The 25,978-nt window shown below is 72.9% G+C and carries 21 protein-coding genes; 10 read left to right on the plus strand and 11 right to left on the minus strand.

The genetic code is table 11. The annotated features are described in order from the left end of the window. The first annotated feature begins 136 nt into the window (after nt 1-136). Nucleotides 137-1,030, plus strand: a complete 894-nt coding sequence (locus AB0G10_RS16560) for an AfsR/SARP family transcriptional regulator (protein WP_360921497.1) — start codon at nt 137-139, stop codon at nt 1,028-1,030. 11 nt (nt 1,031-1,041) lie between these two features. On the opposite strand, the gene AB0G10_RS16565 is transcribed toward AB0G10_RS16560, so the two are convergent. The 7 genes from AB0G10_RS16565 to alr are packed head-to-tail and all read right to left on the minus strand — an operon-like array spanning nt 1,042 to nt 8,538. Further along, nucleotides 1,042-1,218: a hypothetical protein gene (locus AB0G10_RS16565; RefSeq protein WP_360921500.1), complete on the minus strand. Its 177-nt coding sequence runs from the start codon at nt 1,216-1,218 to the stop codon at nt 1,042-1,044. A gap of 4 nt (nt 1,219-1,222) precedes the next feature. After that, entirely contained in the window at nt 1,223-2,110 is an 888-nt protein-coding gene (locus AB0G10_RS16570; RefSeq protein WP_360921503.1) for a hypothetical protein, read from the minus strand. Next, nucleotides 2,107-3,486, minus strand: a complete 1,380-nt coding sequence (locus AB0G10_RS16575) for a phenylacetate--CoA ligase family protein (RefSeq protein ID WP_360921506.1) — start codon at nt 3,484-3,486, stop codon at nt 2,107-2,109. Before AB0G10_RS16575 ends, AB0G10_RS16570 begins: the two co-directional genes overlap by 4 nt. Then, nucleotides 3,483-4,133 carry a DUF998 domain-containing protein gene (locus tag AB0G10_RS16580; RefSeq protein WP_360921509.1) on the minus strand — a complete coding sequence of 217 codons (651 nt, stop codon included), beginning with the start codon at nt 4,131-4,133 and terminating at the stop codon, nt 3,483-3,485. Before AB0G10_RS16580 ends, AB0G10_RS16575 begins: the two co-directional genes overlap by 4 nt. 13 nt (nt 4,134-4,146) lie before the next feature. After that, complete coding sequence (locus AB0G10_RS16585; RefSeq protein WP_360921512.1) at nt 4,147-5,577, minus strand: cytochrome P450; 1,431 nt, start codon at nt 5,575-5,577, stop codon at nt 4,147-4,149. A gap of 55 nt (nt 5,578-5,632) precedes the next feature. Further along, nucleotides 5,633-7,390 (minus strand): CapA family protein, encoded by a 1,758-nt coding sequence (locus AB0G10_RS16590; RefSeq protein WP_360921515.1) that lies wholly within the window; start codon nt 7,388-7,390, stop codon nt 5,633-5,635. Then, complete coding sequence (alr, locus tag AB0G10_RS16595; RefSeq protein WP_360921518.1) at nt 7,387-8,538, minus strand: alanine racemase; 1,152 nt, start codon at nt 8,536-8,538, stop codon at nt 7,387-7,389. The genes AB0G10_RS16590 and alr overlap by 4 nt, the downstream gene beginning before the upstream one ends. Nucleotides 8,539-8,734: 196 nt before the next feature. Here alr and AB0G10_RS16600 point away from each other — a divergent pair, with 196 nt between their 5' ends. Then, nucleotides 8,735-10,096: an AAA family ATPase gene (locus AB0G10_RS16600; protein WP_360921521.1), complete on the plus strand. Its 1,362-nt coding sequence runs from the start codon at nt 8,735-8,737 to the stop codon at nt 10,094-10,096. Here the strand turns inward: AB0G10_RS16600 and AB0G10_RS16605 are convergent. Further along, a complete protein-coding gene (locus AB0G10_RS16605) occupies nt 10,020-11,225 on the minus strand; it encodes an acyltransferase family protein (protein ID WP_360921524.1) in 1,206 nt (401 codons plus the stop codon). The genes AB0G10_RS16600 and AB0G10_RS16605 overlap by 77 nt on opposite strands. Next, nucleotides 11,222-12,277, minus strand: a complete 1,056-nt coding sequence (locus AB0G10_RS16610; protein WP_360921527.1) for a D-alanine--D-alanine ligase family protein — start codon at nt 12,275-12,277, stop codon at nt 11,222-11,224. Before AB0G10_RS16610 ends, AB0G10_RS16605 begins: the two co-directional genes overlap by 4 nt. 200 nt (nt 12,278-12,477) lie before the next feature. Here AB0G10_RS16610 and AB0G10_RS16615 point away from each other — a divergent pair, with 200 nt between their 5' ends. The 6 genes from AB0G10_RS16615 (at nt 12,478) to AB0G10_RS16640 (ending at nt 20,934) form a co-directional block, all read left to right on the plus strand. Next, nucleotides 12,478-13,977 (plus strand): FAD-binding protein, encoded by a 1,500-nt coding sequence (locus AB0G10_RS16615; RefSeq protein WP_360921530.1) that lies wholly within the window; start codon nt 12,478-12,480, stop codon nt 13,975-13,977. 67 nt (nt 13,978-14,044) lie between these two features. After that, complete coding sequence (locus tag AB0G10_RS16620) at nt 14,045-15,103, plus strand: D-alanine--D-alanine ligase family protein (RefSeq protein ID WP_360921532.1); 1,059 nt, start codon at nt 14,045-14,047, stop codon at nt 15,101-15,103. A 32-nt stretch (nt 15,104-15,135) separates the two neighbouring features. Further along, nucleotides 15,136-16,827: a thiamine pyrophosphate-dependent enzyme gene (locus tag AB0G10_RS16625; protein ID WP_360921536.1), complete on the plus strand. Its 1,692-nt coding sequence runs from the start codon at nt 15,136-15,138 to the stop codon at nt 16,825-16,827. Nucleotides 16,828-16,856: 29 nt separating this feature from the next. Next, the gene (locus AB0G10_RS16630; RefSeq protein WP_360921538.1) at nt 16,857-18,203 is read left to right on the plus strand and encodes an amidohydrolase family protein; all 1,347 of its coding nucleotides are present in this window, start codon (nt 16,857-16,859) and stop codon (nt 18,201-18,203) included. Between the two features lie 100 nt (nt 18,204-18,303). Then, nucleotides 18,304-19,521, plus strand: coding sequence for an MFS transporter (locus AB0G10_RS16635; RefSeq protein WP_360921541.1), 1,218 nt, complete (start codon nt 18,304-18,306; stop codon nt 19,519-19,521). Between the two features lie 27 nt (nt 19,522-19,548). After that, nucleotides 19,549-20,934 carry an FAD-binding oxidoreductase gene (locus tag AB0G10_RS16640; RefSeq protein WP_360921544.1) on the plus strand — a complete coding sequence of 462 codons (1,386 nt, stop codon included), beginning with the start codon at nt 19,549-19,551 and terminating at the stop codon, nt 20,932-20,934. Between the two features lie 50 nt (nt 20,935-20,984). Here AB0G10_RS16640 and AB0G10_RS16645 read toward each other — a convergent pair whose 3' ends face one another. Continuing rightward, nucleotides 20,985-21,908: a LysR family transcriptional regulator gene (locus tag AB0G10_RS16645; RefSeq protein ID WP_360921546.1), complete on the minus strand. Its 924-nt coding sequence runs from the start codon at nt 21,906-21,908 to the stop codon at nt 20,985-20,987. A gap of 69 nt (nt 21,909-21,977) precedes the next feature. Next, nucleotides 21,978-24,821, minus strand: coding sequence for a BTAD domain-containing putative transcriptional regulator (locus AB0G10_RS16650; protein ID WP_360921549.1), 2,844 nt, complete (start codon nt 24,819-24,821; stop codon nt 21,978-21,980). 218 nt (nt 24,822-25,039) lie between these two features. Here AB0G10_RS16650 and AB0G10_RS16655 point away from each other — a divergent pair, with 218 nt between their 5' ends. Beyond that, the gene (locus AB0G10_RS16655) at nt 25,040-25,699 is read left to right on the plus strand and encodes a MarR family winged helix-turn-helix transcriptional regulator (protein ID WP_360921552.1); all 660 of its coding nucleotides are present in this window, start codon (nt 25,040-25,042) and stop codon (nt 25,697-25,699) included. Beyond that, on the plus strand, nt 25,663-25,968 hold the full coding sequence (locus tag AB0G10_RS16660) for a helix-turn-helix domain-containing protein (RefSeq protein ID WP_360921555.1): 306 nt from the start codon (nt 25,663-25,665) through the stop codon (nt 25,966-25,968). Before AB0G10_RS16655 ends, AB0G10_RS16660 begins: the two co-directional genes overlap by 37 nt. Nucleotides 25,969-25,978 lie beyond the last annotated feature (10 nt).

The following is a 25,978-nucleotide window of genomic DNA, read 5'->3' on the forward strand; positions in this document are numbered from 1 at the left end:
TGCCGGCGTGTGCGCATCCGGTCCTGTCGTATTGTCGACAGGTCTCGATCGACGTGATGTCGACGTCCACTCGGCTGAACGCCGCGTTCAGAATTTGCCCAGCGTTCTTACCGGCCCCGATTCGTAGCCTTCCGGCATGCTCGAAATCGGACCAGCAACCACACTCAGCTTCAGCCTTCTGGGACCCGTCCAGGCCTGGCGTACCGCGGGCGCTCACGCCGGATCACCGCGCACGGGCACCGAGGTCGACATCGGCTCCCCGCAGCAGCGCGGAACCCTGGCCATGCTGCTGCTGCGGGAGGGCGCCATGGTCACCCTCGACGAACTGATCAGCGGGTTGTGGGGCGAGGAACCGCCCCGATCGGCGGTCACCACCGTCCGCACCTACATCTACCGGCTGCGGCGGGTGCTTCAGGAGGAGGGCGACGAAAGCACCAGGCTGGAGTCGGCCAGCGGCGGCTACGTGCTGCACGTCCCGGACAAGGCGGTCGACGTCAACCGGTTCCGGGCACACACCACCCGGGCGTCCATGGCTTCCCGCCGCGGCGACCAGCACACGGCGGCCGCGGAGCTGCGTGCCGCGCTCGCCCTGCCGGACGGCAGGTCCCTCGCCGGTGTGCAGGGACCGTACGCCCAGGGCCAGCGGGCCCGACTGGAGCAGTGCGTGGCGACCGCACACCTCGACCTCATCGAGGCGGAGATCCTCCTCGGCCGGCACCGGGAGATCCTGCCCGATCTGACGGCGATGGTCGCGGCCCACCCGCTCTGGGAGGAGGTGCAGGCGCTGTACATGACCGCACTGCACGGCACCGGCCGCACCGCCGAGGCGCTCGAGCACTACCGGCGCTCGCACCGGGCACTGGTGGACGAGCTCGGCATCGAACCGGGCACCCGGCTGCGCGCCGCGATGCATCACATCCTCTCCCCGGAACCGGCCACCGTGCTCACCGAGCAGCCCGCGCCGCGCGTCGGTGTGCACCAGCGCCGGCGGCGGCCGGCCTGGGTCTCGCACCGGCGGCTGGTCCGCTGACCGGTCGCCGGTCAGCCGTGACCTGCCGTGGTCGCCGGGCACAACTCGGGCAGCAGGCAGCCGCCGGAGAATCCGGTCACGTGCCCGGCGTACAGCAGCGCCACGAACAACCCGGCCGTGACGGCCAGAACGGCGACGACGTGCAGGACGAGCCGGAAGACGCGGTACCACCGCGGTCGGTCGTTCATGCCGCTATCCGATCGCGCCGGGTTCGATGCCGGGTCGATGCGCGGTCGACGGCACACCCTCGTACAGATCGAGGTAGCGGGCGTAGAGCTCGGCGCGGCGGGTGCCGAGTACGGCCGGGGAGACGACGTCGTGCGGCAGCCGCAACGCGGCCGGCAACAGGACCTTCTCGAAGGAGGCCCCGGCCGCGCGGGCCAGCGCCGCCGGCAGACCGAACGCCGCCGCCCGGTCCACCGCCTCGTCACCGGCCGACAGCACGACCGCCACCCGGCCCGGCCCCACCCCCGGGCGCGGCCGGACCGCTGCCGCGATCCGCAGGTACTGCGCCAGCGCCACGTAGGAGTAGCCCCGGCTGTCGACACGATCGGGCAGCAGCCGCGACCCGAACACCAGCCGCAGGGCGGCCACCGCGATCGGTGGGGCGTGCCGCCGGTGCGGCCGGAAGAACGGCGCGAGTGCCAGCAGGCGGCGCACCCGGCCCGCCTGCTGTGCGGCCAGCCAGGTCGCCAGCACCGCCCCGCCCGAGACGCCGACGACGCCGGCCTCGGCGCCCAGGAGCGCGGTCAGCTGCCATGCCTCGGTGGCATGGGCCCTCAGGGCGGCGACGGTGAGCCCGGCGTGCGGCACCGGCCGGACCAGGCCGTGCAGCGGAGCCCGGGGAGCCAGCACGTTGTATCCCCGGGCGAAGAACTGCTCGGCGAGCAGCCCCACCTGCTGCGGGGTGTGCGTGTAGCCGTGCAGCAGGAGCACCGACCGCGGGCGTGCCTCGCCGTGCGACCACAGCCGGGCGCCGGCGCCCGAGCGGATCGAGGGGTTCTGCTCGTCGTCCTCGGCCGCCGCGCGGGCGACGGCCTCGGCAGCGGCGAACGTCTCCGGTGCGGCAGGACCTCTCATGACCTCTCCTCCGGGCGGGTGTAGCGATGCTTCACGCCCCGCGGGAAGAACTCCGGGTCGTCGGCGGGGCGCAGCTCCACCAGCGGTGTCTGGTAGGCGGACGGCACGTAGTGCGCGAACTCGCTGTTGAGCCGCAGCAGCTCGGTGCGGATGGACACCGCCGCCAGCATCCGCCGGTCCTCGCTGGGCTCGGCGCCGGCGGCCAGCTCGACTACCACGGACAGCCGGCGGTCCCGGTCGGCGTCCTCGATCGTGCGCAGCACGAACCGCCCGGTCGTCCACCCGCTGACCGAGGGCCGCTCCAGACCCACCGTCACGTTCTCCGGGTACACGTTGGCGCCGAAGAAGGAGACGGTGAACAGCGACCGGCCGAAGACGTAGACGAACGGCAACCGCGGCCCTTCACCGGGATCGAAGCCGTGCGCGCGGCACAGCGACACCAGCTCGTCGTGCGCCACCACACCGCCCTCGTCGGCGATGTGGTACCGCACCAGCGGCACGGTGCCGTCGCAACTGAACGTGAGCGTCCCGTCCGGCATGCTCTCGAACCAGCGGGTGGCCGGGTCGAACTGCACGAGGGTCGGCAGCCGGGAGTCGCCGAACAGGCGCGCCGCCACGTCCGGTCGCCGCGCCAGGAAGCGGCGGATGCGGACGCTCATCGGGGTCTCGTTGCCGAGCACACCGGCGTCCGCCGTGCCGTACAGCGCGGCGACCCCGGACTCCGGGTCATCGATGCCGGCGCGTGCGGCCACCAGTTCGCGCCACTGCTCGCTGAACACCTCACCGGCCAGCACCAGCTTGATCCCGTACCCCGCCCAGCCGACGCCGCGGGCACGTCCCGCGTCGATGACGTTCTTGACGAAGGGCGGATAGCCCAGCAGCACCGTCTGGTCGTAGTGCGTGCCGAGTTCCCCGACGACCCGCAGGATCTCGCCGATGTCGTTGCCCGGCGCGGCCACCGTGATCGGGTAGCCGGCCGCGGCCAGGCGTCGGCAGGCCGCGACGGTGTAGATGCCGCCGACCCAGTTGCCGAGTGCGAAGCACACCACCGCCAGCGTGCTGCGGTGCGCGGCGCCGAACCCGTCGCGGAAGACCTGCTCGAACCGGGCGACGACGGGTTCCTCGTCGCGGTCGGTGCGCGGCCACACCGTCGGACGCCCGGAGGAACCGGACGACACGGCGACCACCGCGGCCGCGTCCAGCCGCCCGTCGCGGCACCGGTCGGGCAGGGGGTACCGCTGGTGGTAGCCCGCCTTGGTCATCAGCGGGATCGCCGCCGGATCGCCGACCGTGGCCGGGTCGACGCCCTGCTCCTCGAGGAAGCGCCGGTAGGCGGGGACGGTCGCGGCGGCGTCCCGGAACAGTGTGAGGATCATCGCCGGCCCTCCAGGGTGCGGACGACGGGTTCGCGCACGAGCATGGCCGGTCCTGTCGGGACGGGGGTGAGTGGGACACGGGGGCGGGCGTCGGCCCGGACGGTGACCGCGAGCCAGAGGAGTTCCGCGGCCAGCGCCGCCCGTTCCGCGATTCCACCGAGGTCCCCGCCGACGGCCACCTCGACCAGATACCAGCCGAGCAGGACGAACAGGGCGACGGTGACCCACGGCCCGGCCGCGGCGCCGAACGGGGACGAGCGGCCCGCCGCGGCCGGCCACGAGGCCATGGCGGCGGCGGCCAGCCCGGCGAAGACGGCGTGGGCGATGGACCAGCCGCCACCGGCCGGCAAGGGGAACGCGGCCGCGAGGAGCAGGAAGAGTCCGGCCAGGGCCAGCAAGGCCCGGCCGGAGACCGCCATCGCCGTCACCCCCAGGGCGACCAGCACGTGGATCACGCCGGCGCCGGCCATGGCAGCGGTGGTCAGATACCGGTGACGGGCGTCGAGCGCCGCCATGGCGCTGACCGAGCGCTCGATCCAGTCGAACGGGGCCGGCTGCGCCCACCCGCCGGCGACCACGGCCATGCCCAGCACCGGCAACGCCCCCAGCGTCACCGGAACCAGGCAGCGCTGAGCGAGTCGGAACACCGTTGCCTCCCGGTCAGGACCGTCCGGGGCTCACCGGCTGCGGGAGCCGAGCACGGACGTGAAGGTTGGTGGGGAACACGCTGAACGCGGTGCGCTCGCCGACCGGACCGGCGCTGGTGTCGGGTTCGAGGTCGAACTCGCGGCACAGCATCGAGACGACCAGCGTGGTCTCCACCAGCGCCAGGTTGCGTCCGGGGCAGAATCGCGGTCCGCCGCCGAACGGCATGAACGGCGCGGTGACGCTGTTGGCGGCCGGCCCGGCACCGAGCCAGCGCTCCGGACGGAACCTCCCGGGTTCCGGGAACCGGGCCTCATCATGATGCGCACCCCGGCTGAGCAGGACGAACACGATGGTGCCGGCGTCCACCTTCAGCGCATGGCGCCGGCCGGCGAGCACCACATCCTGCTGCGCCTGCATCGCCAGGTACGGTGCGACCGGCCGCATCCGGATCGCCTCCCGCACCGCGGCGCCGGCGAGTTCCAGCTTGCGCAACGCGGCCGGGGTGTGGGCGAAGCGGCGGTCACCGAGCACGGTCTCCGCCTCGGCGCGCACCCGGCGCAGCATCTCCGGGTCGTGGGCGAGGTAGTGCAGCGTCCAGGCCGCGGTCGCGGACGTGGTGTCCTCACCGGCGAGCAGCATCGTCAGCACGTTGCCGACCAGTTCGGCGTGCGTCAGCTCCGGCTCGCCGTCCTCGGGCGCCGCCAGCGCCTCCAGGAAGTTGGCGGGAGCGGCTCCGCCGGCGATGCGTGCCTTGGCAGCCTCGAAGTGGGTGCCGATGATGTCGCTGAGCTCGCGCATCGTCTCGGCCAGCCGCCGGCGGCTGGCACTCGGCAGGAACCGCCAGTAGGGGACCGGTGCGTACAGTCGCCGGCCGATCTCCGGGAACAGTTCCGGCAGCCGGGCCGACAGCCCGCCACCGTGGTCCTCGACGGAGTTGAGGTCGTAGCCGACGGCGAGCCCGACGGTGACGTCCAACGTGTAGCGCATCATCTCGTCGAGCACGTCGATGCGGTCACCGGCGGCCGCCGCGGCGTGCCACTTGAGCCGCAGCCGCTCGGTCGAGCGGGTCAGGGTGTCGAAGTACGCGGTGAGGTGCGCGGCGTTGAGGCTGCGGGTGGCGATGCCGCGCAGCCGCTGCCATTCCTCGCCCTCGGCGGTGAAGACGCCGTGGATGCCCAGTTCCTGAAGGGTCGAGGTGACACGCGGGCTGCGCCGGAAGGTCTCCGGCCGCTGCCGGAGCACGGCGTTGACGAGGAAGGGGTCGGAGGTGACCACCGCGGGTGCGGGCAGCCTCAGCCGGTAGGTCGATCCGTAGCGGTCGTTCCACTGTTGCAGTGCCCGGTTCGGTCCGCCGGGCCCGGCCAGGGCGAGTTTGTTGCCGACCACCGGCAGGCTCGGCGGGCCGGGGAGGTCACGGAAGGTCAGGAGTTCTTGTTCCACCACCGTCCCAGCGAATCCGGCGGACATCGACTGGCCGTCGACGACACGTGGACGCGGCTCACCGGACGGCGCCGAGCCCGGCGCACGACCGCAGCCCGGCGAAGGTGTGCCGGGCCAGCGTCGCCTGCCAGCCGGTGACGACGGCCGGCTGCCCGCTCGCCGACACCACCGTCGGCACGAAGTCCTCGCGCACGACCGTACGGTGCCGCACCGTCAGGTGCAGGATGCCGGCGCGGGCGCTGTGCGGCACGAACAGGCCGGAGCTGTACCAGAGGAAGTTGCCGAGCCCATAGGCGACATAGGCGTCACCGGAGCGTCCGGCGCCCTGCAGAACATGTGCGTGGGCACCCACGATGACATCGGCTCCGGCGTCCACCAGCGCCGCGGCGAAATCACGCTGCCGGCCGTCCGCGCAGCGGTCGCCTTCGGTGCCCCAGTGCGGCAGCACCACCACCAGGTCGCTGGTCGCGCGGGCGTCGCGTACGGCGGCGAGCGCGCGATCACCCTCGAAGGCCATCGCCATCCCGGGACGGCCGTCCTGCGCCGCCCAGGACTCGGCCAGGTCGTCGACCTGGCTGAAGGCCAGCACCGCGATCCGGACGCCGTGCACGGTGCGCCGCCAGGGCGCGTACGCCTCGCCCGCGTCGCGTCCGGCGCCGACGACGCCGAGCCCGTGCCGGTCGGCGGCGGCGATGGTGTCGGCCAGGCCGGGCCGGCCGAAATCCATGCTGTGGTTGTTGGCGAGCGAGACCACGTCGACCCCCGCCGACCGCAATGCCGGCGCGGCCGCCTCCCGGGCCCGGAACAGGTATCGCTTCGGCTCGGCCGGGCCACGCCGACCGGTGATCGCCGTCTCCAGGTTGACGAACGTGAGATCACCGCGGGCCAGCTCCGGCGCGGCCGTCCCGAACGCGGTCGACGGCGCGTCGAGCAGCAGGTCCGCCCGGCCCTGGAAGTGGACGTCGCCGGCGAAGGTCAACGTGATCTCCGGGGATGCTGCGGGCTCCCCGGCAGCCGTGCATCCGGTCACCGCCAGCAGAGTGGTCACCGCAATCAGCGGCCACCGGACACGACGGGCGAGGGCCGCCGCGAGAGCCCCGGCGGCGATCACGACCGCCGTGACCGCGACCGGCCCGGCGGCCGCGGCCACGAGCTGCGTGCCGGTGCCCGCGGTGGAGATGCGGGGCAGCAGGACGGCGTCGAGGACGGCGAGCAGGGGGATGAGGATCAGGTATGTGGGAACGATCGTGCTGCGCGATCGGCGGCGAGGCCGGGGTACGCACCTGCCGACGGCCCTCGTCAGGCGCAGTCCCGCCATCAGGAACAGCAGGACGGCGGCGGTCGGGTGCAGCGGGACCAGCAGGCACAGAGCGGCGATCACCGCCGGTCCCGGCAGCCGCAGGGACGCCTTGCCCACGACCGGGAGCAGGGCGAGGGCGTAGAGCAGCGACAGTTGCGGTGCGGGCAGCAGCGGATCGAGACCGGTCGCGGTGATCCCAGCGAAGCCGGGGTTGACCCGATCGACGACGGCGATCGTCGCGGCCAGCCACAGCGCATGCGCCGTCAGCAGCGGCAGCGTCCAGGTGAGCAGCAACCGCGGCCAGGACACCGTCAGCACGGCGGCGGCCCGGCCGCCCAGAGCGGTGAGCATCAGCGGCACCCCGGCCAGCCCGGCCAGTACGCCGACCAGCCACCACAGCATCGGCACCGGAACGCCGATCGACCACTGCGCCTGCAGGTAGTGGGCCTCGACGACCCGGTGCAGGACGACTCCGCACAGGCCGGCCGCGGCCGCCGCCTCGGCAGCCCGTCTCACCGGGCCGTCAGATAGCGCCGCGTGACCCGCGGGCCGATGTTGGCGAGGACGTCGTTGGCGTTGGTGTCGCCCCAGGCCGCCCACTCGGCGGCGGTGGGCTCGCCGTCGTCGCCCGGCCCGAACATGACGGCCGTCTCGCCGTCCCGGACCGGCAGATCACCGACGTCGAGGACGACCTGGTCCATGCAGACCCGGCCGGCCACCCGGCAGCGCACACCGCGGATCGCGAACTCGCCGCGATTGCTCGCCCGGCGCGGCACCCCGTCGGCGAAACCGAGCGGGACCAGCGCCAGCGTGGTCTCCCGGTGGGTGAAGTAGTCGGGCCCATAGGACACGCCGGTTCCGGCCGGCACCCGTTTGGTGAGCACCACCGGGGCCTGCACGGTCATGGCCGGGCGCAGCCCGAAGCTGCGATCGGCGACCGGTTCGACGCCGTACAGCGCCAGGCCCGGCCGGACCAGGTCGAAGCGCGCCGGCGGCACCTGGAGCGTGGCTGCCGAGTTCGCGGCGTGCAGGATTTCCGGACGGAGCCCGGCGAGCTGCGCGGCCAGATGAGCGGTCCGGAAGTCCACCAGCTGCATCCGCAGAATGCTGCTGTCGGCGTCTTCGGCGCTGGCCAGATGCGTCCACAACCCGCTGACCCGGAGCACGCCGGCCAGCTCGAACTTGCGCGCCCAGGTGAAGAGCTGGTTCCACTCTTCGGCCGGCGCGCCGCCGCGGGACATGCCCGAGTCGACCTTGATGTGGATCTCGGCGGGCGTGGCGCTGCGCTGGGCGGCGTCGGCCACCGCCTGCAGCCCGCTGACCGAGCCGACGGACACGGCCACGTTCGCGGCGAGCAGCGCCTCCATGGCCTCGGGAGGCGGCGGCAGCCAGAACAGCAGCGGGTCGGTGATGCCGGCGTCGCGCAGCGCGAGGGCTTCGGCGGCGAACGCGACGCCGAGCCAGGTCGCGCCCGAGGCGAGAGCGGTCCGCGCCACCTCGGCGGCGCCGTGGCCGAAGGCGTTCGCCTTGACGACGGCCATCATCGCCGCGGGTCTCGCCGCCGAACTCAGGATGCGGGTGTTGTGAGCGATGGCGTTCAGGTCGACGACGGCCTCGGCCATCGTGGTCGCCGTACGGCCGGCGCTGACGGGTGTATCTGGCACCGCGGCATCCTGGCCCGATCGGGTGTTCGGGTGGAAGGTCACTTCCTGCTCATTCGCCGGATGTTCGACCGTCTCCGGTAGGGTCACCGGCGGACCGGCCCGGATCCAGCGCCCGAGAACCCTCGGCCTGCGCGGCGGCTGCCGGCGCGGTGGAGTCCGCAGACTCCCGCGACACCAATGCTTCCTGGAGGACATCATGCGGGGTTCCGAGCTGGACGATCGGCTGCCGGACAGTGCCGGGTTCCGGGCCGTACGCCGTCGCGACGACGAGGTACCGCGGCTCGCCCAGGTGCTGCAGGACGTGCGGGGCCGCGCCTTCGTCGGTCGCGACACCGAGACGGCGCTCTTCCGCGACGCGTTGTGCGCCGTGTCGCGATGCTCGGTGCTGTACCTGCACGGCCCCAGCGGTGCCGGCAAGACGACACTGCTGCGGCAGTTCGCGGCCGAGGCGCAGAGCGCGGGCCGGGTGGTGCTGCGCATGGACCGCTACGACCCGGTCGGCATCGTCGCGTCCGTGCTGGCCGCCCAGCCGCTGGAACCCGGCGGCGGTGGCGCGCCGGTGCTGCTGTTCGACGATTTCGCGCAGTGGCGCCGGGCCGAGGCGTGGTTGCGCGAGGACTTCCTGCCCGGCCTCGCCATCGGTACGGTCGTGGTGCTCACCGACCAGGCCCCGCCGGACATCGCCTGGACCGCCGATCCCGGCTGGCGTGACGTCCTGCTGGTGCGCGAGATCGCGGAGTTCGACGACGCCGCGGTCGAGGCGTGGCTCGACCACGAGGCGGTGCCCGGTGACCGCCGTCCGCTGCTGCGCGAGGTCGCCGGCGGCCATCCGCTGGCGTTGCGGCTGGGTGCGGAGGCGATCGCAGCCGGCCTTGCCGACCACGACGTACGCCTGCGCGTCGCCCGGGCGCTGGTCCGGCGGTCGCTGGGGGAGCTGCCGTCGGCGGCGCACCGCCGGGCGGTGGAGATCTGTGCCTACGCCGATCGGGTCACCGAGCGGATGCTGCTTGCCGGGATGCCCGGCACCGATCCGGTCGTGCTGCTGCACTGGCTTCTCGACCAGCCGTGGGCCGCCGGGGACACCGGGGGCGTCCGGCTGCGGCCGTACCTGCGCCGGGCGGTGCGCACCGAGCTGGGCTGGCGTGACCCGGCGGGGGAGACCGCGGTCCGGGACCTGGTGGGCCGGCTCGGCGCCGGCGAGCCGCTGACCCGCCCGGCGTTCGACGCGGCGGTCCGTGCGGCGCTGCGGGAGTACCGGCGTCCCGATCTGCTCGCCGGCAACCCGCTGGTGCACGGCCGGATGGTGCTGACCGCGGCCGGGCACGCCGACCCGGCGCAGGCCCTGCGAGCGGTGCTGCGCGAGGCGGCGGACGCGATGGGGCAGGACCCGCGCGAGGCGAAGGCGCACCGGGCGCTGGTCGCCACGTACATGAGCACCGCACCGACCCAGGACGCCGCCGCGCAGCGGCTCGGGCTGCCGTTCAGTACGTACCGCCGCCACCTGACGCGTGGCGTCCAGGTGCTGGCCGACCTGCTGTGGCGCCGCGAACTGGCCTGATGATCGGCAGTCGCACGGTCGGCGACTGCGCGGCCGGTGGCCGCAGCACCGGCATCTCCACGGTCGGCTGCTCCACCGGCGCCCGCTGTGCGCTGGTGGGCCGTGCCCGGCGGTCCGGCAGGGTGAACAGCCAGTGCCCGCCGGCGGCGAGCGCCCCGCGGTGCAGGGTGAGACAGGCGAGGACGAGCAGCGCCGTCAACGCCACCGGCAGCGTGACCGCGAGCGCGAGCTGCACCGCCGGCCCGGCGCCGGAGAACGGCCCGCGCAGTGCGGCGTCGAACAGCGCCAGCAACGGCATGTGGATGACGTAGATGGGCAGGGTGTTGCGGCCCAGCCCGGCGAGAGCGCCGCTGAGACGCCGCAGCCGGGCGAGTTGCACCGCGCCGGCGATGCCGGCCGCGACGGCGACGCCGCTGATCAGCGGCCACACACCGAACCATCGTTCGGCGCCGGCCAGTCGCATCACGGCCACGAGGATCAGGTACGCGGTGACGCACGTGCCGAACGTACGCATCGTCGCCGACCGCGCCCACCGGTCGATCCACGGCCTGAACCGCACGCCGGCGAGGAAGAACAGCAGGTTCTGGTAGAGCTGCCCCCGGTTGCCGGGCGCGGCGAGCAGACCGGACGCCGCCACGGCGGACAGCGCGAACGCCGGCAGCAACACCGCCACGGCCGGCAGGGTGCGCGTCGAGCGGGCGACGACGAAGTAGACCGCCAGTGCCATCAGGTACCACAGGTTGGTCGGCGTGACGGTCAGCTGTTCGACGATGTCGGCGACGCCGCGGGCGGCCAGGGTGTCGAAACCGGGCAGCGACCAGAGCACGGCGGTGTGCACGCCGAACCAGAGCGCGTACAGGTACAGGAACTTCGCGACCCGGCTGCGGGCGGTGGCGCTCCACGTCCGCGCCACGGCGCCGGCGGCGAGCATCCCGGAGATGGCGAAGAAGACCGGCATCCGCAGGGGCAGCAACTGCTCGCCGAACGTCCCCCACAATCCGGGCAACGGGACCGGCAGACGCCAGCCGACCTGCAGGTAGTGCTTCATGATGACGTGCCACAGCACCACGAGCAGGATGCAGACGCCCTTGGCGACGTCGATCCACTGCCGGCGCTCGGGCGCCGTCATGACGCCAGCGCCCCGGTGGAACGGCTCGAGCGCAGAGCCGTGCCGATCAGGATGTCCAGCAGGTCCGGATAGGCGATGCCGGCGGCCTGCCACATCCGCGGGAACTGCGACATCGACGTCATGCCGGGCATCGTGTTGACCTCGTTGACGGTCAGCGTGCCGTCCGGCGCGAGGAAGAAGTCGACGCGCAGCAGACCGGAGCAGCCCAGGGTGCGGAACACCCGCACCGCTTCCTGCTGGAGACGCGCGGTCGTGGCCGGGTCCAGGACGGCCGGGACGGTGAACTCGGTGATGCCCTTCTGGTACTTCGCCTGGTAGTCGAAGAAGCCGTGGGCCTCGTCGACGCGGATCTCCAGCGGCGGGCTCGCGATCAGCCGCCCGTCGGGCATCTCCAGCACCCCGACGTCGATCTCGCGGCCCGGCACGGCGCTCTCCACGAGCACCTTGGGGTCACAGAGCCGGGCGGTGGCGACCGCCGCCGGCAACGCGGCCCAGTCGTCCACCCGGGACACCCCGATGCTGGAGCCGCCGCGGGCCGGCTTGACGAAGACCGGCAGGCCCAGCCGGCGCTCGGTCTCCTCGTCGATCCGGGCGCCGTGACGCAGAGTCACCGACGGCGCGACGGCGACACCCTCCGCGGCCAGGATCTTCTTGGTGAACTCCTTGTCCATCGAGGTGGCCGACGCCAGCACGTCGCTGCCGACGTACGGGATGCCGGCGTGTTCCAGCAGGCTCTGCACCGTGCCGTCCTCACCGTGCATGCCGTGCAGGACCGGGAACACCACATCGCTCTCATGCATGATCAGCCCGAGCGCCTCGAACAGGCTCTCCGCGACCGAGCCGGCCGACGGGCTGTCCGGGGTCAGCGCCCGGAGCACCGCCTCGTCCACCGGTCCCTCCGGTGTCTCCGGCCCGGCCGCCCACCGGCCGTCGGCGCCGATCCGGACCGGTGTCACCCGGTAACGGCTGCGATCGAGGCTGTGCACCACGCCGGCGGCGGAACTCACCGACACCGCGTGTTCGGTGTTCTGTCCGCCGAAGAGAACTGCCACCCGGACTGTCCGAGGCACGTCACATCACTCCACGTAGTAGGTCGGCAAGGGCGAGCCGGGATCATCCGGAAAGCCGGTGCTCACCTGGAAGCCCACTTCGTGTTCACGACCCGATCGCGCCGCCCGCGTCGATGCGGCGGCGATGAAACGTCGACGCGGGGTCGGTGTGCTCGTCCGGACAACCGAGCGAAAGGAATCCGATGACCGAGCAGGACTCGATCGGCGTCGACCGGCGTCACGTCCTCGGCCTCGGCGCCGCCGCCGGCGCGACCGCCGTGCTGGGCGTCGTCGCCACCGGAGAGGCGGCGCAGGCCGGCGGCCGCGGCGGGCAGCCGCCGCTGTGCCCGCCGACCGGCCTCAAGGGGCGGGCGCTGCTGCCCGGCCAGGCCGGCTACGCCGAGGAGATCGCCGGCTTCAACCTCGTCCAGATCCCCAACCCGGGCCTGGTCATCGCCGCTGAGAACACCCGCGACGTACAGATCGCCGTGCGGCTCGCCGCCCGGCGGCGGGCGCCCATCGCCGTGCTCGCCACCGGGCACCAGCCGTCGGTGCCGATCGGCCGCGACGCCATCCTGGTCAGCACCAAGGGCATGCGCGACGTCACCATCGACGACCGCCGCCGCACCGCCCGCGCCGAGGCCGGCGCGCGGTGGACCCACGTGCTGGACAAGTCGCTGCCGGAGGGCCTCACCGGCATCAACGGCTCCACCCCGGACGTCGGTGTGGTGGGCTACACCCTCGGTGGTGGCCTGAGTCCGACCTTGGGCCGCCGGTACGGCTACGCCGCCGACCATGTGCGCAGCATCGACCTGGTCACCGCGGACGGCCGGCTGCGGACCGTGACCGGATGGAACGACCCCGAGCTGTTCTTCGGCGTCCGTGGCGGCAAGAGCAACTTCGGGCTCGTGACAGCCGTCGAGTTCGACCTCTTCCCGGTCTCGACGTTCTACGGCGGCGCGATCATCTTCGACGGCAAGGACGCCGCGCGGCTGCTGCACGCCTACCGGCGGTGGGTGCGTACGGTGCCCGAGGCGATGTCGTCGTCGGTGGCGCTCATGCACATCCCGGACGCGCCGACCTCGCCGCCGCCGCTGCGCGGCAAGGCGATCGTGAGCCTGCGCATCTGCTGGACGGGACGGCGCGATACCGGTGAAGCCCTGGTCCGGCCGCTGCGAGGCATCGCCACACCGCTGCTGGACACCGTGACGGAGCAGCCGTATGCGGCGTTCCCGGCGATCCACAGCGACCCGGCGGGACCGGTGCCCGCCTACGAACGCACCGGTCTGCTGCGGGACCTCACCGGTGACGCCGTCGAGGCGCTCGTCGCGGTGGCCGGACCGGACGCGCCGTACCCGATCACCATGGTCGAGGTCCGGCATCTCGGCGGCGCACTGGCCCGCCAGCCGCGGCACCCGAACGCGGTGGCCCACCGCGACGCGGGGTTCACGCTGTTCGCCGCGGGCGGCGCCGGACCGGAGGACGCTCCCGCGCTGCGGGAGGCGCTGGCCCGGGTGGTCCGGCGGATGCAGCCGTGGAGCACCGGCGGCAGCTACCTGAACTTCATGAGCGTGGACGAGGCCTCCACCCGGGCGGTCTCCCACGCCTACCCGGAACACGTCTACCGGCGGCTGCGCAAGCTCAAGCGCCGCGTCGACCCGCACAACCTGTTCCGCCTGAACCACAACATCCCGCCGGCCTGACCGGCGGCCCGTCGCGGCCCGGCCCATCCCCCGTGGCCGGGCCGCGACGGCCTTTCCTGGAGGACGCATGGCAGCCCGAGTGAGAGTGGCCGTGCTGTACGGCGGGTGCAGCCAGGAACACGACATCTCCCGCGCGTCGGCGGCGGCCGTCCTCGGCCATCTCGACCCCGGCCGGTTCGACCCGGTCGGCCTGTACGTGACCAAGAGCGGCCAATGGGTGACCGACGATCAACCGCTACGCGGCGCCGGCGATGTGGCGCTGGGCGGGCTCACCCAGGCGATGACCGTCCTGCGCTCCTGCGACGTCGCCTTTCCGATCATGCACGGCCGCTGCGGTGCGGACGGCACGGTGCAGGCACTGCTGGAGCTGATCGGCGTGCCGTACGTCGGCAGCGGCGTCCTGGCCGGCGCCGTCGCCTCGGACAAGGACGCCACGCGGCGGCTGCTGGCCGGTACGGGCCTGGCCGTCGTCGACACGGTGGTCCTCACCGGCAGCGGCGAGCTCTCCGGCGCCGACCGGCAGCGACTGGGCCTGCCGGTCTTCGTCAAACCGGCTCGCTGCGGCTCGAGCATCGGGGTCTCCCGGGTCACCGCCTGGTCCGAGCTGCCGTCCGCGATCACCGCGGCCCGGAGCAGCGACGGCAAGGTGCTGGTGGAGCCGGAGGTCAGCGGGCGCGAGATCGGCGTCGCCGTGCTCGCCTATCCGGGCGGCCGCCTGGTCACCGGGCCCCCGCTGGAGATCTCGATCTCCCCACGCCGCCCCTTCTTCGACTACCTGGCGAAGTACGCCGACCGGGACACCACCCTGCGGGTGCCGGCGCCACTGGAACCGGATCGGGACGCGCTGCTGCGCGAGCTGGCGGTACGCGCCTACCGGACGCTCGGATGCCGGGGGCAGGCCCGCGTCGACTTCTTCGTCGACGAGGACGGCGTGCCGGTTCTCAACGGGGTGAGCACGGTGCCGGGACTGACCGCGAGGTCGCAGGTGCCGCGGATCTGGGCGGCGGCCGGACTGTCGTTCGCGGACCTGCTGACCGTCCTGGTGGAAACGGCGCTGCGGGAGGGCGACGAGCCGTCGTCGCGGTGTCGACCCGGCGTCGACGGACCGGCGTTTCGCTCTTCCTGAGCCGGCTGAACAACAGCCGGGAGAGGAAAGCGATGAAGTTACATGCAGCCCTGGCACGAGCGCTGGCCGATCACGGCGTCGACACCATGTTCGGGCTCATCGGCGACGCCAACATGTTCCTGGTCCACAGCTTCGTGCACGACCAGGGACGGCACTACATCGGCGCGGCCCACGAGGCCGGCGCCATGTTCATGGGCTTCGGCTACGCCGGGCTTTCCGGCCGGCTGGCTGTCGTCACCGTCACCCACGGCCCGGCACTGACCAACACCGTCACCGGCCTCGTCGAAGCCGTCCGCGGGCAGGTGCCGCTGCTGGTGATCGCCGGGGACACCGCGACCGCAAGCCGGACCAACATCCAGGACATCGCGCACCGCGACGTCGTCCTGCCGACCGGCGCCGGATTCGAACAGGCTCGCAGCCCGCGGAGCACCCTCGCCGACCTGGCCGTCGCCATCCGCCGCGTGGTGATCGAGCAACGCCCGGTCGTGTTCAACGTCCCCTCCGACTTCATGTGGGAGGAGATCGAGTACGACGACGTGCCGCTGAACCTGCCGGAGACCCAGACGTCGTACCCCGATCCGGGCGCGGTGCGCTACGCCGCGTCGCGGATCGCCACGGCCCGGCGCCCGGTCGTGCTCGCCGGGCGCGGCGCGATTCCCGCCCGCCGGCAGCTGCTGGAGCTCGCCGAGCGGATCGGCGCGCCGGTGGCGACCACGCTCAAGGCCAAGGACCTGTTCCGGGGCGAGCCGTTCGACCTCGGCATCGCCGGCGGCCTCGGCGGCGCGGTCGCCCGGCAGGTGATGGACGACGCGGACCTGGTGATCGCCTTCGGGGCGGGACTCAACGCGTACACCACCGACGGCGGCGCCCTGCTGCGCGACCGGCGAGTCGTCGTGATCGACACCTGCCCGCGGACCGGGCCGTACGCCTTCGACGCCGAGGTGCGCGGCGACGCGGCGGTGGTGGCCCCGGCGCTCGTGGAGGAGCTGGACGCCATCGGCGCGGCGCCCAGCTGGTACCGCAGCGACAGCATGGCGCAGCGGCTCGCCTACGAGCGGGACCTGTCGCCGGTGCCGGTGGTGACGGCGGCCCACACGGTTCCCGCCGAACCGGCGCTGCGCGCGCTCGACGACATCCTGCCGGCGGCGCGCGTCGTCGTCAGCGACGGCGGCCGCTTCATGATGGAGTCGCTGCGGCACATCCACGCGGCCGGGCCCCGCGCGTTCGTCTTCCCGGAGAACTTCGGATCCATCGGCACCGGCATGGGCGCCGCGATCGGCGCGGCGGCGGTCCGCCGGCCGGACCCGGTGGTCCTCGTCTGCGGTGACGGCGGGTTCATGCACGGCGGGGTCGCCGAGTTCGCCACCGCCGTCCGCGAGGGCCTCGACCTCATCGTCGTGGTCTGCAACGACGGCGGATACGGCGCCGAGCACGTCCAGATGGTCGAACGCGGCCTGGACGCGAGCCTGTCGCTGTTCGACTGGCCGGACCTGGCCGGCCTGGCCGGTGCCCTGGGCGGCGAGGGCATCACCGTGCGCAGCCTCGACGACCTGACCGATGTCGAGAAGCTGATCACCGGGCGATCCCGGCCGCTGCTCATCGATCTGCGGCTGGACGTGTGGCACATGACGCCGATGCCGCGCTGGCCGTCGCCGTCATCGCCGATCCCGATGGCCCCCAGCAGCAACGCCGCTCAACGCGGGCGCCGTACTCCGCAATCCTGACCGTATTCGCATTCTGAAGGGGATCTCTGATGTCTCGCAAGCTCATCCGTGGTGGTCACGTGCTCACGATGGATCCGGCCGTCGGCGACCACGTCGTCGGTGACGTGCTGATCCAGGACGGCCGGATCGCCGCGGTCGGCGCCGGCCTCGAGGCGCCCGGCGCCGAGCTGATCGACGCCACCGGCATGGTCGTCATGCCAGGCCTGATCGACACCCACCGGCACACCTGGCAGGGCGCCTTCGCCCAGGTCGCCGCCGACTGGACGCTCAACGAGTACTTCGGGGGCATCATCGGGCGCCTCTCCCCGCTGTTCACGCCGCAGGACGTCCGCGACGGCACCCACTTCGGCGCCGTCGAGGCCCTCGACAGCGGCGTGACCACGCTCTTCGACTGGGCGCACATCATGAACACCCCCGAGCACGCCGACGCCTCGGTGGACGCGCTGCGCGCCTCCGGCATCCGGGCCGTGTTCGGGCACAGCATCCCCACGTCCGACCCCTCCTGGTACGTCGCCAGCGACCGGCGGCACCCCGACGACGCGCGGCGGCTGGCGACGCGGTACTTCAACTCCACCGACCAGCTGCTGACGCTGGCGCTCGCGGTCCGCGGCCCCGAGATGGCGACCATCGAGGCCACCGCCGACGACCTGGCGCTCGCCCGTGACCTCGGCGTGCGCGCGTCGATGCACGTCGGCATCGGCCTGCTCGGCGGCCAGCGGGCGATCACCCAGCTGCACGACCGGGGACTGCTCGGCCCGGACCTGATCTTCCTGCACGCCAACACGTCCACCGACGACGAGCTCAAGATGCTCGCCGTCAGCGGCGCGCACGCCTCGGTCTCCGCCCGGGTCGAGATGATGATGGGGCACGGCTTCCCGGCCACCGGGCGCCTGCTGGAGGCCGGCATCCGGCCCGCCCTGTCGGTCGACGTCGTGGCCGGCGTGCCCAGCAACATGTTCGACGAGATGCGTGCGGTGATCGAGGCCGAGCGCCTGCGCCAGTACGACCGCCTGCTCACCCTCGGCGCCGCGCCGGACAGGGTGCCGCTGACCACCCGTCAAGCCCTCGAGTTCGCCACCATCGACGGCGCCCGCACCCTGGGCCTCGACGATCGGATCGGCTCGCTCACCCCGGGCAAGCGCGCCGACGTCATCCTCGTCGACGTCGCCCGTTCCCCGCTGCGGCTCTCGCGGTCCACCGAGGCCGCCGTGCTCTTTGCCGACGCCCGCGACGTGGACACCGTGCTCGTCGACGGTGAGTTCCGCAAGCGCGACGGCGTCCTGGTCGGCGCCGACGGCCGCGCGCTGCGCGACCGGGCGCAGGCGTCCCGGGACCGGCTGCTGGCCGCGGTGGCCGAGCTCTCCACCGTCGTCTGACATCGCGGATCGCGATCGGACCCAGAGAAAGCTCCGGCGGCCGGCCGCCGTGCCGGCCGCGAGGCTTGACTCACCGCAATCTCGACTGAGGAGTTTCTCCGTGTCCGGTACCACCACGGTCCGCACCGCATCACCGGTGCGGACCAGCCACGGCGGCGGTTTCTGGCCGATCGCCTACGCCTTCGCCGTCATGATGGCGTTCTCCGCGGCGCCCACCCCGCTCTATGTCCTCTACCAGCAGCGGGACGGCTTCGGACCGTTCACCGTGACGGTCGTCTTCGCCGCCTACGCCGTCGGTGTCGCGCTGAGCGTCCTCACCGCCGGGCACGTCTCGGACTGGCTCGGACGCCGCCGGGTGATCCGGTGGGCGCTGCTGGTCGCGATGGCCTCCGGCCTGCTGTTCCTGCTGCCCGGCCTGGCCGCGCTGCTGGCCGGCCGGTTCCTGTCCGGCGTCGGGGTGGGGCTGCTGACCGCCACCGCCACCGCGTACCTGATGGAACTGCACCTCGCGCAGCGGCCCGGCGCGAACCGCCGCCGCGCCGACCTGGTCGCCACGGCGGCCAACATCGGCGGGATCGGGCTCGGCCCGCTGATCGCCGGGCTGCTCGCCGAGTACGCTCCCCGGCCGCTGACCGTGCCGTACCTCGTGTTCGAGGGGTTGCTCGCCATCGCGGTCGCCGGCACCTTCACCGCCCGCGAGACCGTCGCACGCCGCTCGGTGCGGTGGCGCCCGCAGCGGGTCTCGGTGCCGGCGGCCGACCGCGGCCGGTACGCGGCGGCCTGCCTGACCGCGTTCGCCTCGTTCGCCATCTTCGGGCTGTTCACCTCGCTGGCGCCCGGATTCCTCAAGGGCATCCTCGACCAGGACTCGCACGCGGTCGCCGGCCTCGTCGCGTTCTCGGTCTTCGCCGCCGGTGTCGCCGGCAACCTCGCGCTGGCGCGCCACCCGCTCGGCGTCCAGCTGCGCGTCGCCGTCCTCGTGCTGATCCTGGGCCTGGCGATCCTGATCGCCGGCGTCTGGGCGCCCGACTTCGCGGTGTTCCTCGCCGGCGGTCTGCTCACCGGCGCCGGTGCGGGCGCGGCCTTCAAGGCCTCGGTGACGACGGCCGCCACCCTGGCCGCACCGGAGGCCCGCGGCGAGGCGCTCGCCGGCCTGTTCCTGATCGGCTACCTCGGACTGGCCGTGCCCGTGCTCGGCCTCGGCCTGGCCGCCCAGCACCTGGAGACCCGCGTCTCCGTGCTCCTCTTCGCCACCACCCTGGCCGTGCTGCTGGCCGGCGCGGCGCGGCCGCTGTTCCGCCCGGCCCGTACCCGCTGAATTCCGATATCCGAACCTGGAGAAAACATGACTCTCGACATGGCCGACCTCGCCAAGCTCACCGCCGAGGTCGTCGGCCCCGTGCTGGTTCCCGGCGACGAGCGGTACGCCGAGGAGACCGCGACCTGGAACCTCGCGCTCGCCCACCACCCGGCGGTCGCCGTCGGCGCCACCTGCGTCGCCGACGTGCAGGCCGCCGTCCGGTTCGCCTCGGCGCACCACCTGCCGGTCGCGGTCGTGGCCACCGGTCACGGCGCCGTCGTGCCGGCCGACGGCGCGGTCCTGATCAACGTGCGCCGGATGGACGCCATCACCGTCGACGCCGGCAACCGCACCGCCACCGTGGGCGCCGCCGTGGAGATGCAGGCCCTCATCGAGGCCACCGCGGAGGAGGGTCTCGCACCCCTGGCCGGCTCCTCGCCGAACGTCGGCGTCGTCGGCTACACCCTCGGTGGCGGCCTGAGCCCGATGCTGGGCCGTCTGCACGGCTACGCGGCCGACCACGTCGTGTCCGCGGAGATCGTCACCCCGGACGGTGAGCTGCGGGCCGTCGACACCGACAACGAACCCGACCTGTTCTGGGCGATCAAGGGCGGCAAGGGCAACTTCGGCGTGGTCACCTCGCTGACCATCGGCCTGTTCCCGGTCACCGAGATCTACGGCGGCGGCCTTTTCTTCGCCGGCGAGCACACCGAGGCCGTCGTCGCCGCCTACCGCGAGCTGGTCGAGGACGCACCGGACGAGCTCACCGCGTCCCTCGCCTTCCTGCGGCTGCCGCCGCTGCCGTTCGTCCCCGAGCCGCTGCGGGGCCGGTTCGCCGTGCACGTGCGGATCGCGTACGCCGGGCCGCAGGAGGACGGCGCCCGCCTGATCGCCGCTTTGCGGGAGAGCGCGCCGGCGCTGATCGACGCGGTGGGGCCGATGCCGTTCACCACCGTCGCCGCCATCCACGCCGACCCGGTGGACCCGGTGCCGGCGTACGAGGTGTCGGCGGAGCTGGCCGATTTCCCGGCGGAGGCGGCCAAGGCCCTGGTGGCGTGCGCGGGCCCCGACGTGGCGCTGCCGATCCTGATGGTCGAGGTCCGCCAGCTCGGCGGGGCGCTCGCCCGCGCGCCGCGGACGCCCGGTGTGGTGGAGCACCGGGACGCCAGGTTCAACCTGTTCGTCGCCACGGTCGGCGAGCCGGGAATGAAGGAGGCGCTGCGGCCGGCCCTGGACGCCGTCGCGCAGGCGCTCAGCCCGTGGGCCACCGGCAACAAGCTGATCAACTTCCTGACCGGCTACGACGTCACGCCGGAGGCGGTCGCGGCCGCGTACCCGAAGGCGACCTTCGCGCACCTTCAGAAGATCAAGGCGGCGTACGACCCGGCGAACATGTTCCGGATCAACCACAACATCACCCCGGCTCGCTGACACCCGCAGGCGGCAGCTCCTCGCGCGTTCGCGTGACGGGCTGCCGCCGCTCAGCCGTTGTTGGCCGGCCGCCCGACGGTCCGCAGGATGCTCGCCAGCAGGGCCGCGGTGGCGGCCGAGGGCTGACGCTCGGACGGCAACGCCACCGCGACCGGCAGGGTGAGATCGGCCTGCTCGATGTCGATGACGGAGATGCCCTCTTCCTCGCTGCCGGCCCGGGGGAGCAGGGAGACGCCCAGGCCGTTGCGGACCAGCCCGAGCGCGGTGTCCTGATCGGCTGCCTCGAAGGGCACGTTGCGGACGATGCCCGCGGCGGCGAACGCGCGGTCGGTCATGGTCCGGTTCCCCCAGCCGCGCGGGAAGTCGATGAACGTCTCGTCGGCGATCTCCTCCAGGCTGACCGACGTGGCGTCGGCGAGCCGATGCCGGCGGGCGCACACGAAGCACCACGCGATCGAGCCGAGCTGGTGCAGGCGCACGCCTTCCGGGCGCTCGATCGCAGCCACCAGCGCGATGTCCAGCTCACCGGCGACGATGGAGTCCAGATGGCCGGCCGAACCGCGCGGCGACGTCCGCAGCTGGAACCTGACCAGCGGGTGGGTCACGTGGAAGCGGCCCAGGACCAGCGGCAGGTCGATCACCATCAGTCCCTGGGAGGCGGGCTTGGCCCCGATCGAGGTGAGCGTTCCCATCCGGATCGTGCCGCGCAGGCCGCCGCGTACCTGGTCGACGGTCTCCCGGGCCCGGCGCTCGGCGCTGAGCAGCCCCCGGGCCTCGGGCAGCAGCGCCATGCCGGCGTCGGTGAGCGACACCCCGGCGGCCTCGCGGACGAAGACCGGCACGCCCAGTTCCCGCTCCAGCTTCTGGACGGTGGCGGACACGGCGGACTGCGCCACCCGTACCCGGCGGGCGCCCTTGGTGAAGCTGCCCTCCTCGGCGACCGCGACGAAGTACTCGAGCTGTCGAAGTTCCACCGCATCACTATGTCGGATCGAGATCGACATCGGGTCGACGCCGAGGCCCGGTCCCGGCCGGAAGCACGGTCAGCCCTTCGCGTGCAACGCGTCGAGCAGGGCCCGCGCCTCGGCCGCCTTCGGGCTTCCCAGCGACTCCAGGATGGCGATCGCCCGGCTCAGCGGGTGCCGGGCCGCCTCGTGCCGGCCTGCCGCGCTGAGGGCTTCCCCCAGACCGGCCTCGGCCAGGCCCTCCAGGAAGTCGTCACCGAGCGCCCGGTAGAGCTCACATGCCCGGTGGTTCGCAGCCAGCGCCGCCGCCCCGTCGTGGCGGCCGGCGTGAATACCGGCGAGGGTGTGCCAGGCCGTCGCCTCGGCGTGGTTACCGGCGCCGCGCAGCCGCTCGACGGCACGCTGCGCGTAGGACAGCGCGTTGTCCAGGTCGCCCGCTCGCCAATGGGCGTAGGCGACGAAGTCGAGCGGCACCCGCTCCGGATCCTCGAGCTCGAGCATCCGGAAGGCCCCGATCGCGGCGTACATGATCGATCGGTGCTCGTCCGGGCGCCCCTTCTTGATCCGTTGCTCGGCCACGACGACCAGCACGCGGGCGTGCAACTCGTGGTCCCGCAGTTCCGCGGCCAGTCGCAGGGCCTGCTGGAGGTGCTTCTCGCTGGCCCCGGGATCGTCGAGGTGCTGCGCCGAGTAGAGGAAACCGAGAGCGTAACGAACGCGGACCTCGATCACTTTGTCGCCGAGGCGGCGAGCGGCCTCCAGGCCGATCAGTTGCGTGCGCTCCCAATCCGGCCAGAACTCCTGGCGCCGCAGCAGCGACTCCAGCCCCCACACCAGGTGGCAGACCAGCCGGTCGAGGCGGGCGGCCGCGGCACGGTCCACCATCGTGAGCAACGCCGGGCGCTCCGAGGTCAACCACTCCAGAGCCTCGTCGGCGTCGCCGATCCGCTCGATGCTCACCCCGTCCGACTCCCTCTCGTACGGGGTGGGCGGTCGCCGGCTCGGATCGAGCAGGTGCGCGGCGTGCGCCACACTGCCCGCACCGTACGAGAAGAGCCGCCGCTGCGCCGCGTCCCGTTCGGCAGTCGCCTCGTGCTCACCGAGCAGTTCGGCACCGTAGGCCCGTACGAGATCGTGATAGCGGAAGCGCCCGGGTCGATGCTCGATCAGCAGGTTCGCCCGGCACAGCTCCTGAAGCAACGCGTCGGCGCGACCCGGATCGGTGCCGAGGAGGCTCGCCGCGGCGGGTGCGCCGAACGTCGGGCCCGGATGCAGGGCCAGCAGCCGGAACAGCCGGGCGGTGTCGTCACCCAGCAGCGCGTACGACCAGGAGAAGACCGCCCGCAGGTCGTGGTCGGCGCCGGCGCGGCTGAACCCGTCCAGGCGGCGGCGTGAATCGTCCACCTCGTCGGCGAGGCGGTCGAGATCGAGCTCGGGGTAGGAGGACGCCCGTGCGGCGAACAACGCCAGCGCGAGCGGGAGGCCTCCGCACGCGTCGAGGATCCGCGTCACCTCGGCGGAGGCCTGGCTCGTCCGCTCCCGGCCGAGCCGGCGGGCGAGCAGCGTACGTGACTCCGCCGGTGACAGCAGATCCAGCGTGACCGGGAGGGCGCCCTCTCGGACGACCAGCCCGGTCAGCGGGTTGCGGCTGGTCACGATCGCGGCACTCCCGGGAGGGCCGGGCAGCAACGGGCGCGCGTGATCGGCGTCGCGGACGTTGTCGAGCACCACGAGAACCCGGCGGCCGGCCAGCACGCTGCGGTAGAGAGCCACCTGATCGTCGAACGACGCCGGGATGCCCGCTTCGGGGACCCCGAGCGCGCCCAGAAATCCGCGGAGCACCTCGTGCGCGGACACCGGGCTCGAGGACGGGTCAAAACCGCGCAGATTCGTGTAGAGCTGTCCGTCGGGAAAGTCCCCGGCCAGTCGGTGCGCGCTGTGTACGGCGAGAGTGGTCTTGCCGACTCCGCCCATCCCGGTGATCGCCGCGATCGGGACGGTGAACCTCGCGTCCTGAGCCCCCGTCAACAACGACGACAGCCGGTGCAGCCACTCCGTGCGCCCGGCGAAGGACTGCAGGTCGCCGGGGAGCTGAGCCGGTCGGATCGCCGGGGTGACCGGGCGGGGTGCGGAGTCTCGCGCCGGCCGGGTACCGGCGGTCCCGATGCGCAGCACCTCGGTGTGCGCGGAGGTCAGGTCGCCGCCCGGATCCACACCGAGGTCGTCGGCGAGGTGCTCGCGTACCACGGTGAAGTGGGCCAGCGCCTCGGCCTGCCGTCCGGTCGCCGCCAGCACCCGGATCAGCGCCGCCTGCACGACCTCGTCCAGGGGCGTCGCCGCGGCGACGGCCCGCAGCGCGGGCAGGATCCGGTCACCGGCGCCGACCCGGAGCGCCAGCGCGGACGCCTGCAACGCCGCCTCGGCACGCTCCCTGTCGACCGCGACGAACATCGCCGCGCCACGGACCGTCTCGTCGATGCCGGCGACGAGCGGACCACGCCATCGGCTCAGCGCGGCCACCATCCGGTCGAGCGCCCCGTGCGGGTCGTGTCCGGACAGCGCCCGGCCTGCGGCGCGATCCTTGCGGAAAGCCAGCAGGTCGAGCTCGGCCGCCGCAGGATCGAACCGGTAGCCTCCCGCGAGCCGGATCAGGCCGTCGGCGGGCAGCAACCTGCGCAGCCGGCTGACGTAGCGCTGCACCACGTTCACCGCGGTGGCGGGCGCGCCATGCGGCCACAGCACCTCGATGATCTCACTCATCGCGACCGGGCTGCCCGCGCGGACGAGCAGCATCGCCAGCAGAGCCCGCTGCTGGGGTGCGCCCAGATCCACCTCGTCGTCGTCGCGCCAGGCTCGCAGCGCTCCCAGCACGGCGAACCGTGATGCGGTGGCGTTGACCGGCCCCACCCGTCCTCCCGGCATCCGACTCATCATGGCGAGGCGACTCCCCGATCGTGGGGGACTTGTCGACCTCAGGAGAACCCCCCGAAGCCGACAGCGGATCGACCTGGAATCGACGGCACGTCAACGCGTCGTTTCGAATGTCGCAATGCAGGCTTTTGCCCCGCTGTGAACGTTTGCATGCCGGCGCTGGGGCCGATCATGCTCCGGGAAGAGTTCTGCCCGCGTACGGAGGAGCGGTGTTCGTGATGAACGGGATCGGGTCTTCGCCGCGGATCTCCGGCAGTGAGCTCATGGCGTGGACGGCCTTCACCACGCTGATGACCACCTACTCCACGGAGATCGACGCCCGGCTCAAACGCGACATCGGGTTGAACCTCTTCGAGTACACGATCCTGGCCGGGCTGTCGCATGCCGAGGACCGGACGATGCCGATAGCCGCGCTGGCGCGACTGGTCGCCGGCTCGCAGTCCCGGGTGTCGCACGCTGTGGACCGCCTGCAACGGCGCGGGCTGGCCGGCCGGGGCAACCCGTCGGCGGGTGCCCGAGGCGCGGACGTGTTCCTCACCGACGCGGGAATGGCTGCCTTCACCGAGGCGGCGCCGCGCCATGCCGGCACCGCCCGGCGATTCGTCGTCGACGTGCTGGCTCCGGACGAGCTCCGGCAGCTCCGGCGGCTCTGCGAGCGGCTGCTGCGTGCCACGGCTCCCGCCACCGCCGAACTGATCGGTCACGGCATCAGCGAGGTCGCGTGTGGCGGCCACTCATCGACGGCGAGGCCTGAGCGCGACGACAGGTCGGATCGATCAGCCGGCGACAGATCGTCGACGAGATGTCGACGCCGGTGCGATGCAATCCGTGCATGTCGCTCGAGGTGCTGTCCGGACGGTGGACTCTGACTCTGTTGGCCATAGTGGTCGAGCAGGGGGAAACCCGATTCAGCGAACTCGCGCGGCGGGTGCCCGGCATCAGCCCCGCGATCCTGAGCCAGCGCCTTCGCCTTCTCGAAACCGACGGCCTGATCATGCGCACGGTGCACGACTCCACGCCGGTCCGGGTCAGCTACACGCCCACCGGGGACGCACTCGCGTTGCGTACCGTTCTCGAGGACCTTCAACGATGGGCCGAGTCACGGTCCCGAAGTGATCGACCGGCGTCCGCATCCTGACGGAGAATAC

Origin of the sequence: Actinoplanes sp. NPDC023714, from assembly GCF_040639855.1 — a bacterium.
GTDB lineage: Bacteria > Actinomycetota > Actinomycetes > Mycobacteriales > Micromonosporaceae > Actinoplanes.

Bases quoted from the DNA above. Each gene is read 5' to 3' on its own strand.
- AB0G10_RS16560 (WP_360921497.1), top strand. From the start codon at position 137: ATGCTCGAAATCGGACCAGCAACCACACTCAGCTTCAGCCTTCTGGGA.
- AB0G10_RS16565 (WP_360921500.1), bottom strand. From the start codon at position 1,218: ATGAACGACCGACCGCGGTGGTACCGCGTCTTCCGGCTCGTCCTGCAC.
- AB0G10_RS16570 (WP_360921503.1), bottom strand. From the start codon at position 2,110: ATGAGAGGTCCTGCCGCACCGGAGACGTTCGCCGCTGCCGAGGCCGTC.
- AB0G10_RS16575 (WP_360921506.1), bottom strand. From the start codon at position 3,486: ATGATCCTCACACTGTTCCGGGACGCCGCCGCGACCGTCCCCGCCTAC.
- AB0G10_RS16600 (WP_360921521.1), top strand. From the start codon at position 8,735: ATGCGGGGTTCCGAGCTGGACGATCGGCTGCCGGACAGTGCCGGGTTC.
- AB0G10_RS16605 (WP_360921524.1), bottom strand. From the start codon at position 11,225: ATGACGGCGCCCGAGCGCCGGCAGTGGATCGACGTCGCCAAGGGCGTC.
- AB0G10_RS16615 (WP_360921530.1), top strand. From the start codon at position 12,478: ATGACCGAGCAGGACTCGATCGGCGTCGACCGGCGTCACGTCCTCGGC.
- AB0G10_RS16620 (WP_360921532.1), top strand. From the start codon at position 14,045: ATGGCAGCCCGAGTGAGAGTGGCCGTGCTGTACGGCGGGTGCAGCCAG.
- AB0G10_RS16625 (WP_360921536.1), top strand. From the start codon at position 15,136: ATGAAGTTACATGCAGCCCTGGCACGAGCGCTGGCCGATCACGGCGTC.
- AB0G10_RS16630 (WP_360921538.1), top strand. From the start codon at position 16,857: ATGTCTCGCAAGCTCATCCGTGGTGGTCACGTGCTCACGATGGATCCG.
- AB0G10_RS16640 (WP_360921544.1), top strand. From the start codon at position 19,549: ATGACTCTCGACATGGCCGACCTCGCCAAGCTCACCGCCGAGGTCGTC.
- AB0G10_RS16650 (WP_360921549.1), bottom strand. From the start codon at position 24,821: ATGCCGGGAGGACGGGTGGGGCCGGTCAACGCCACCGCATCACGGTTC.
- AB0G10_RS16660 (WP_360921555.1), top strand. From the start codon at position 25,663: ATGTCGCTCGAGGTGCTGTCCGGACGGTGGACTCTGACTCTGTTGGCC.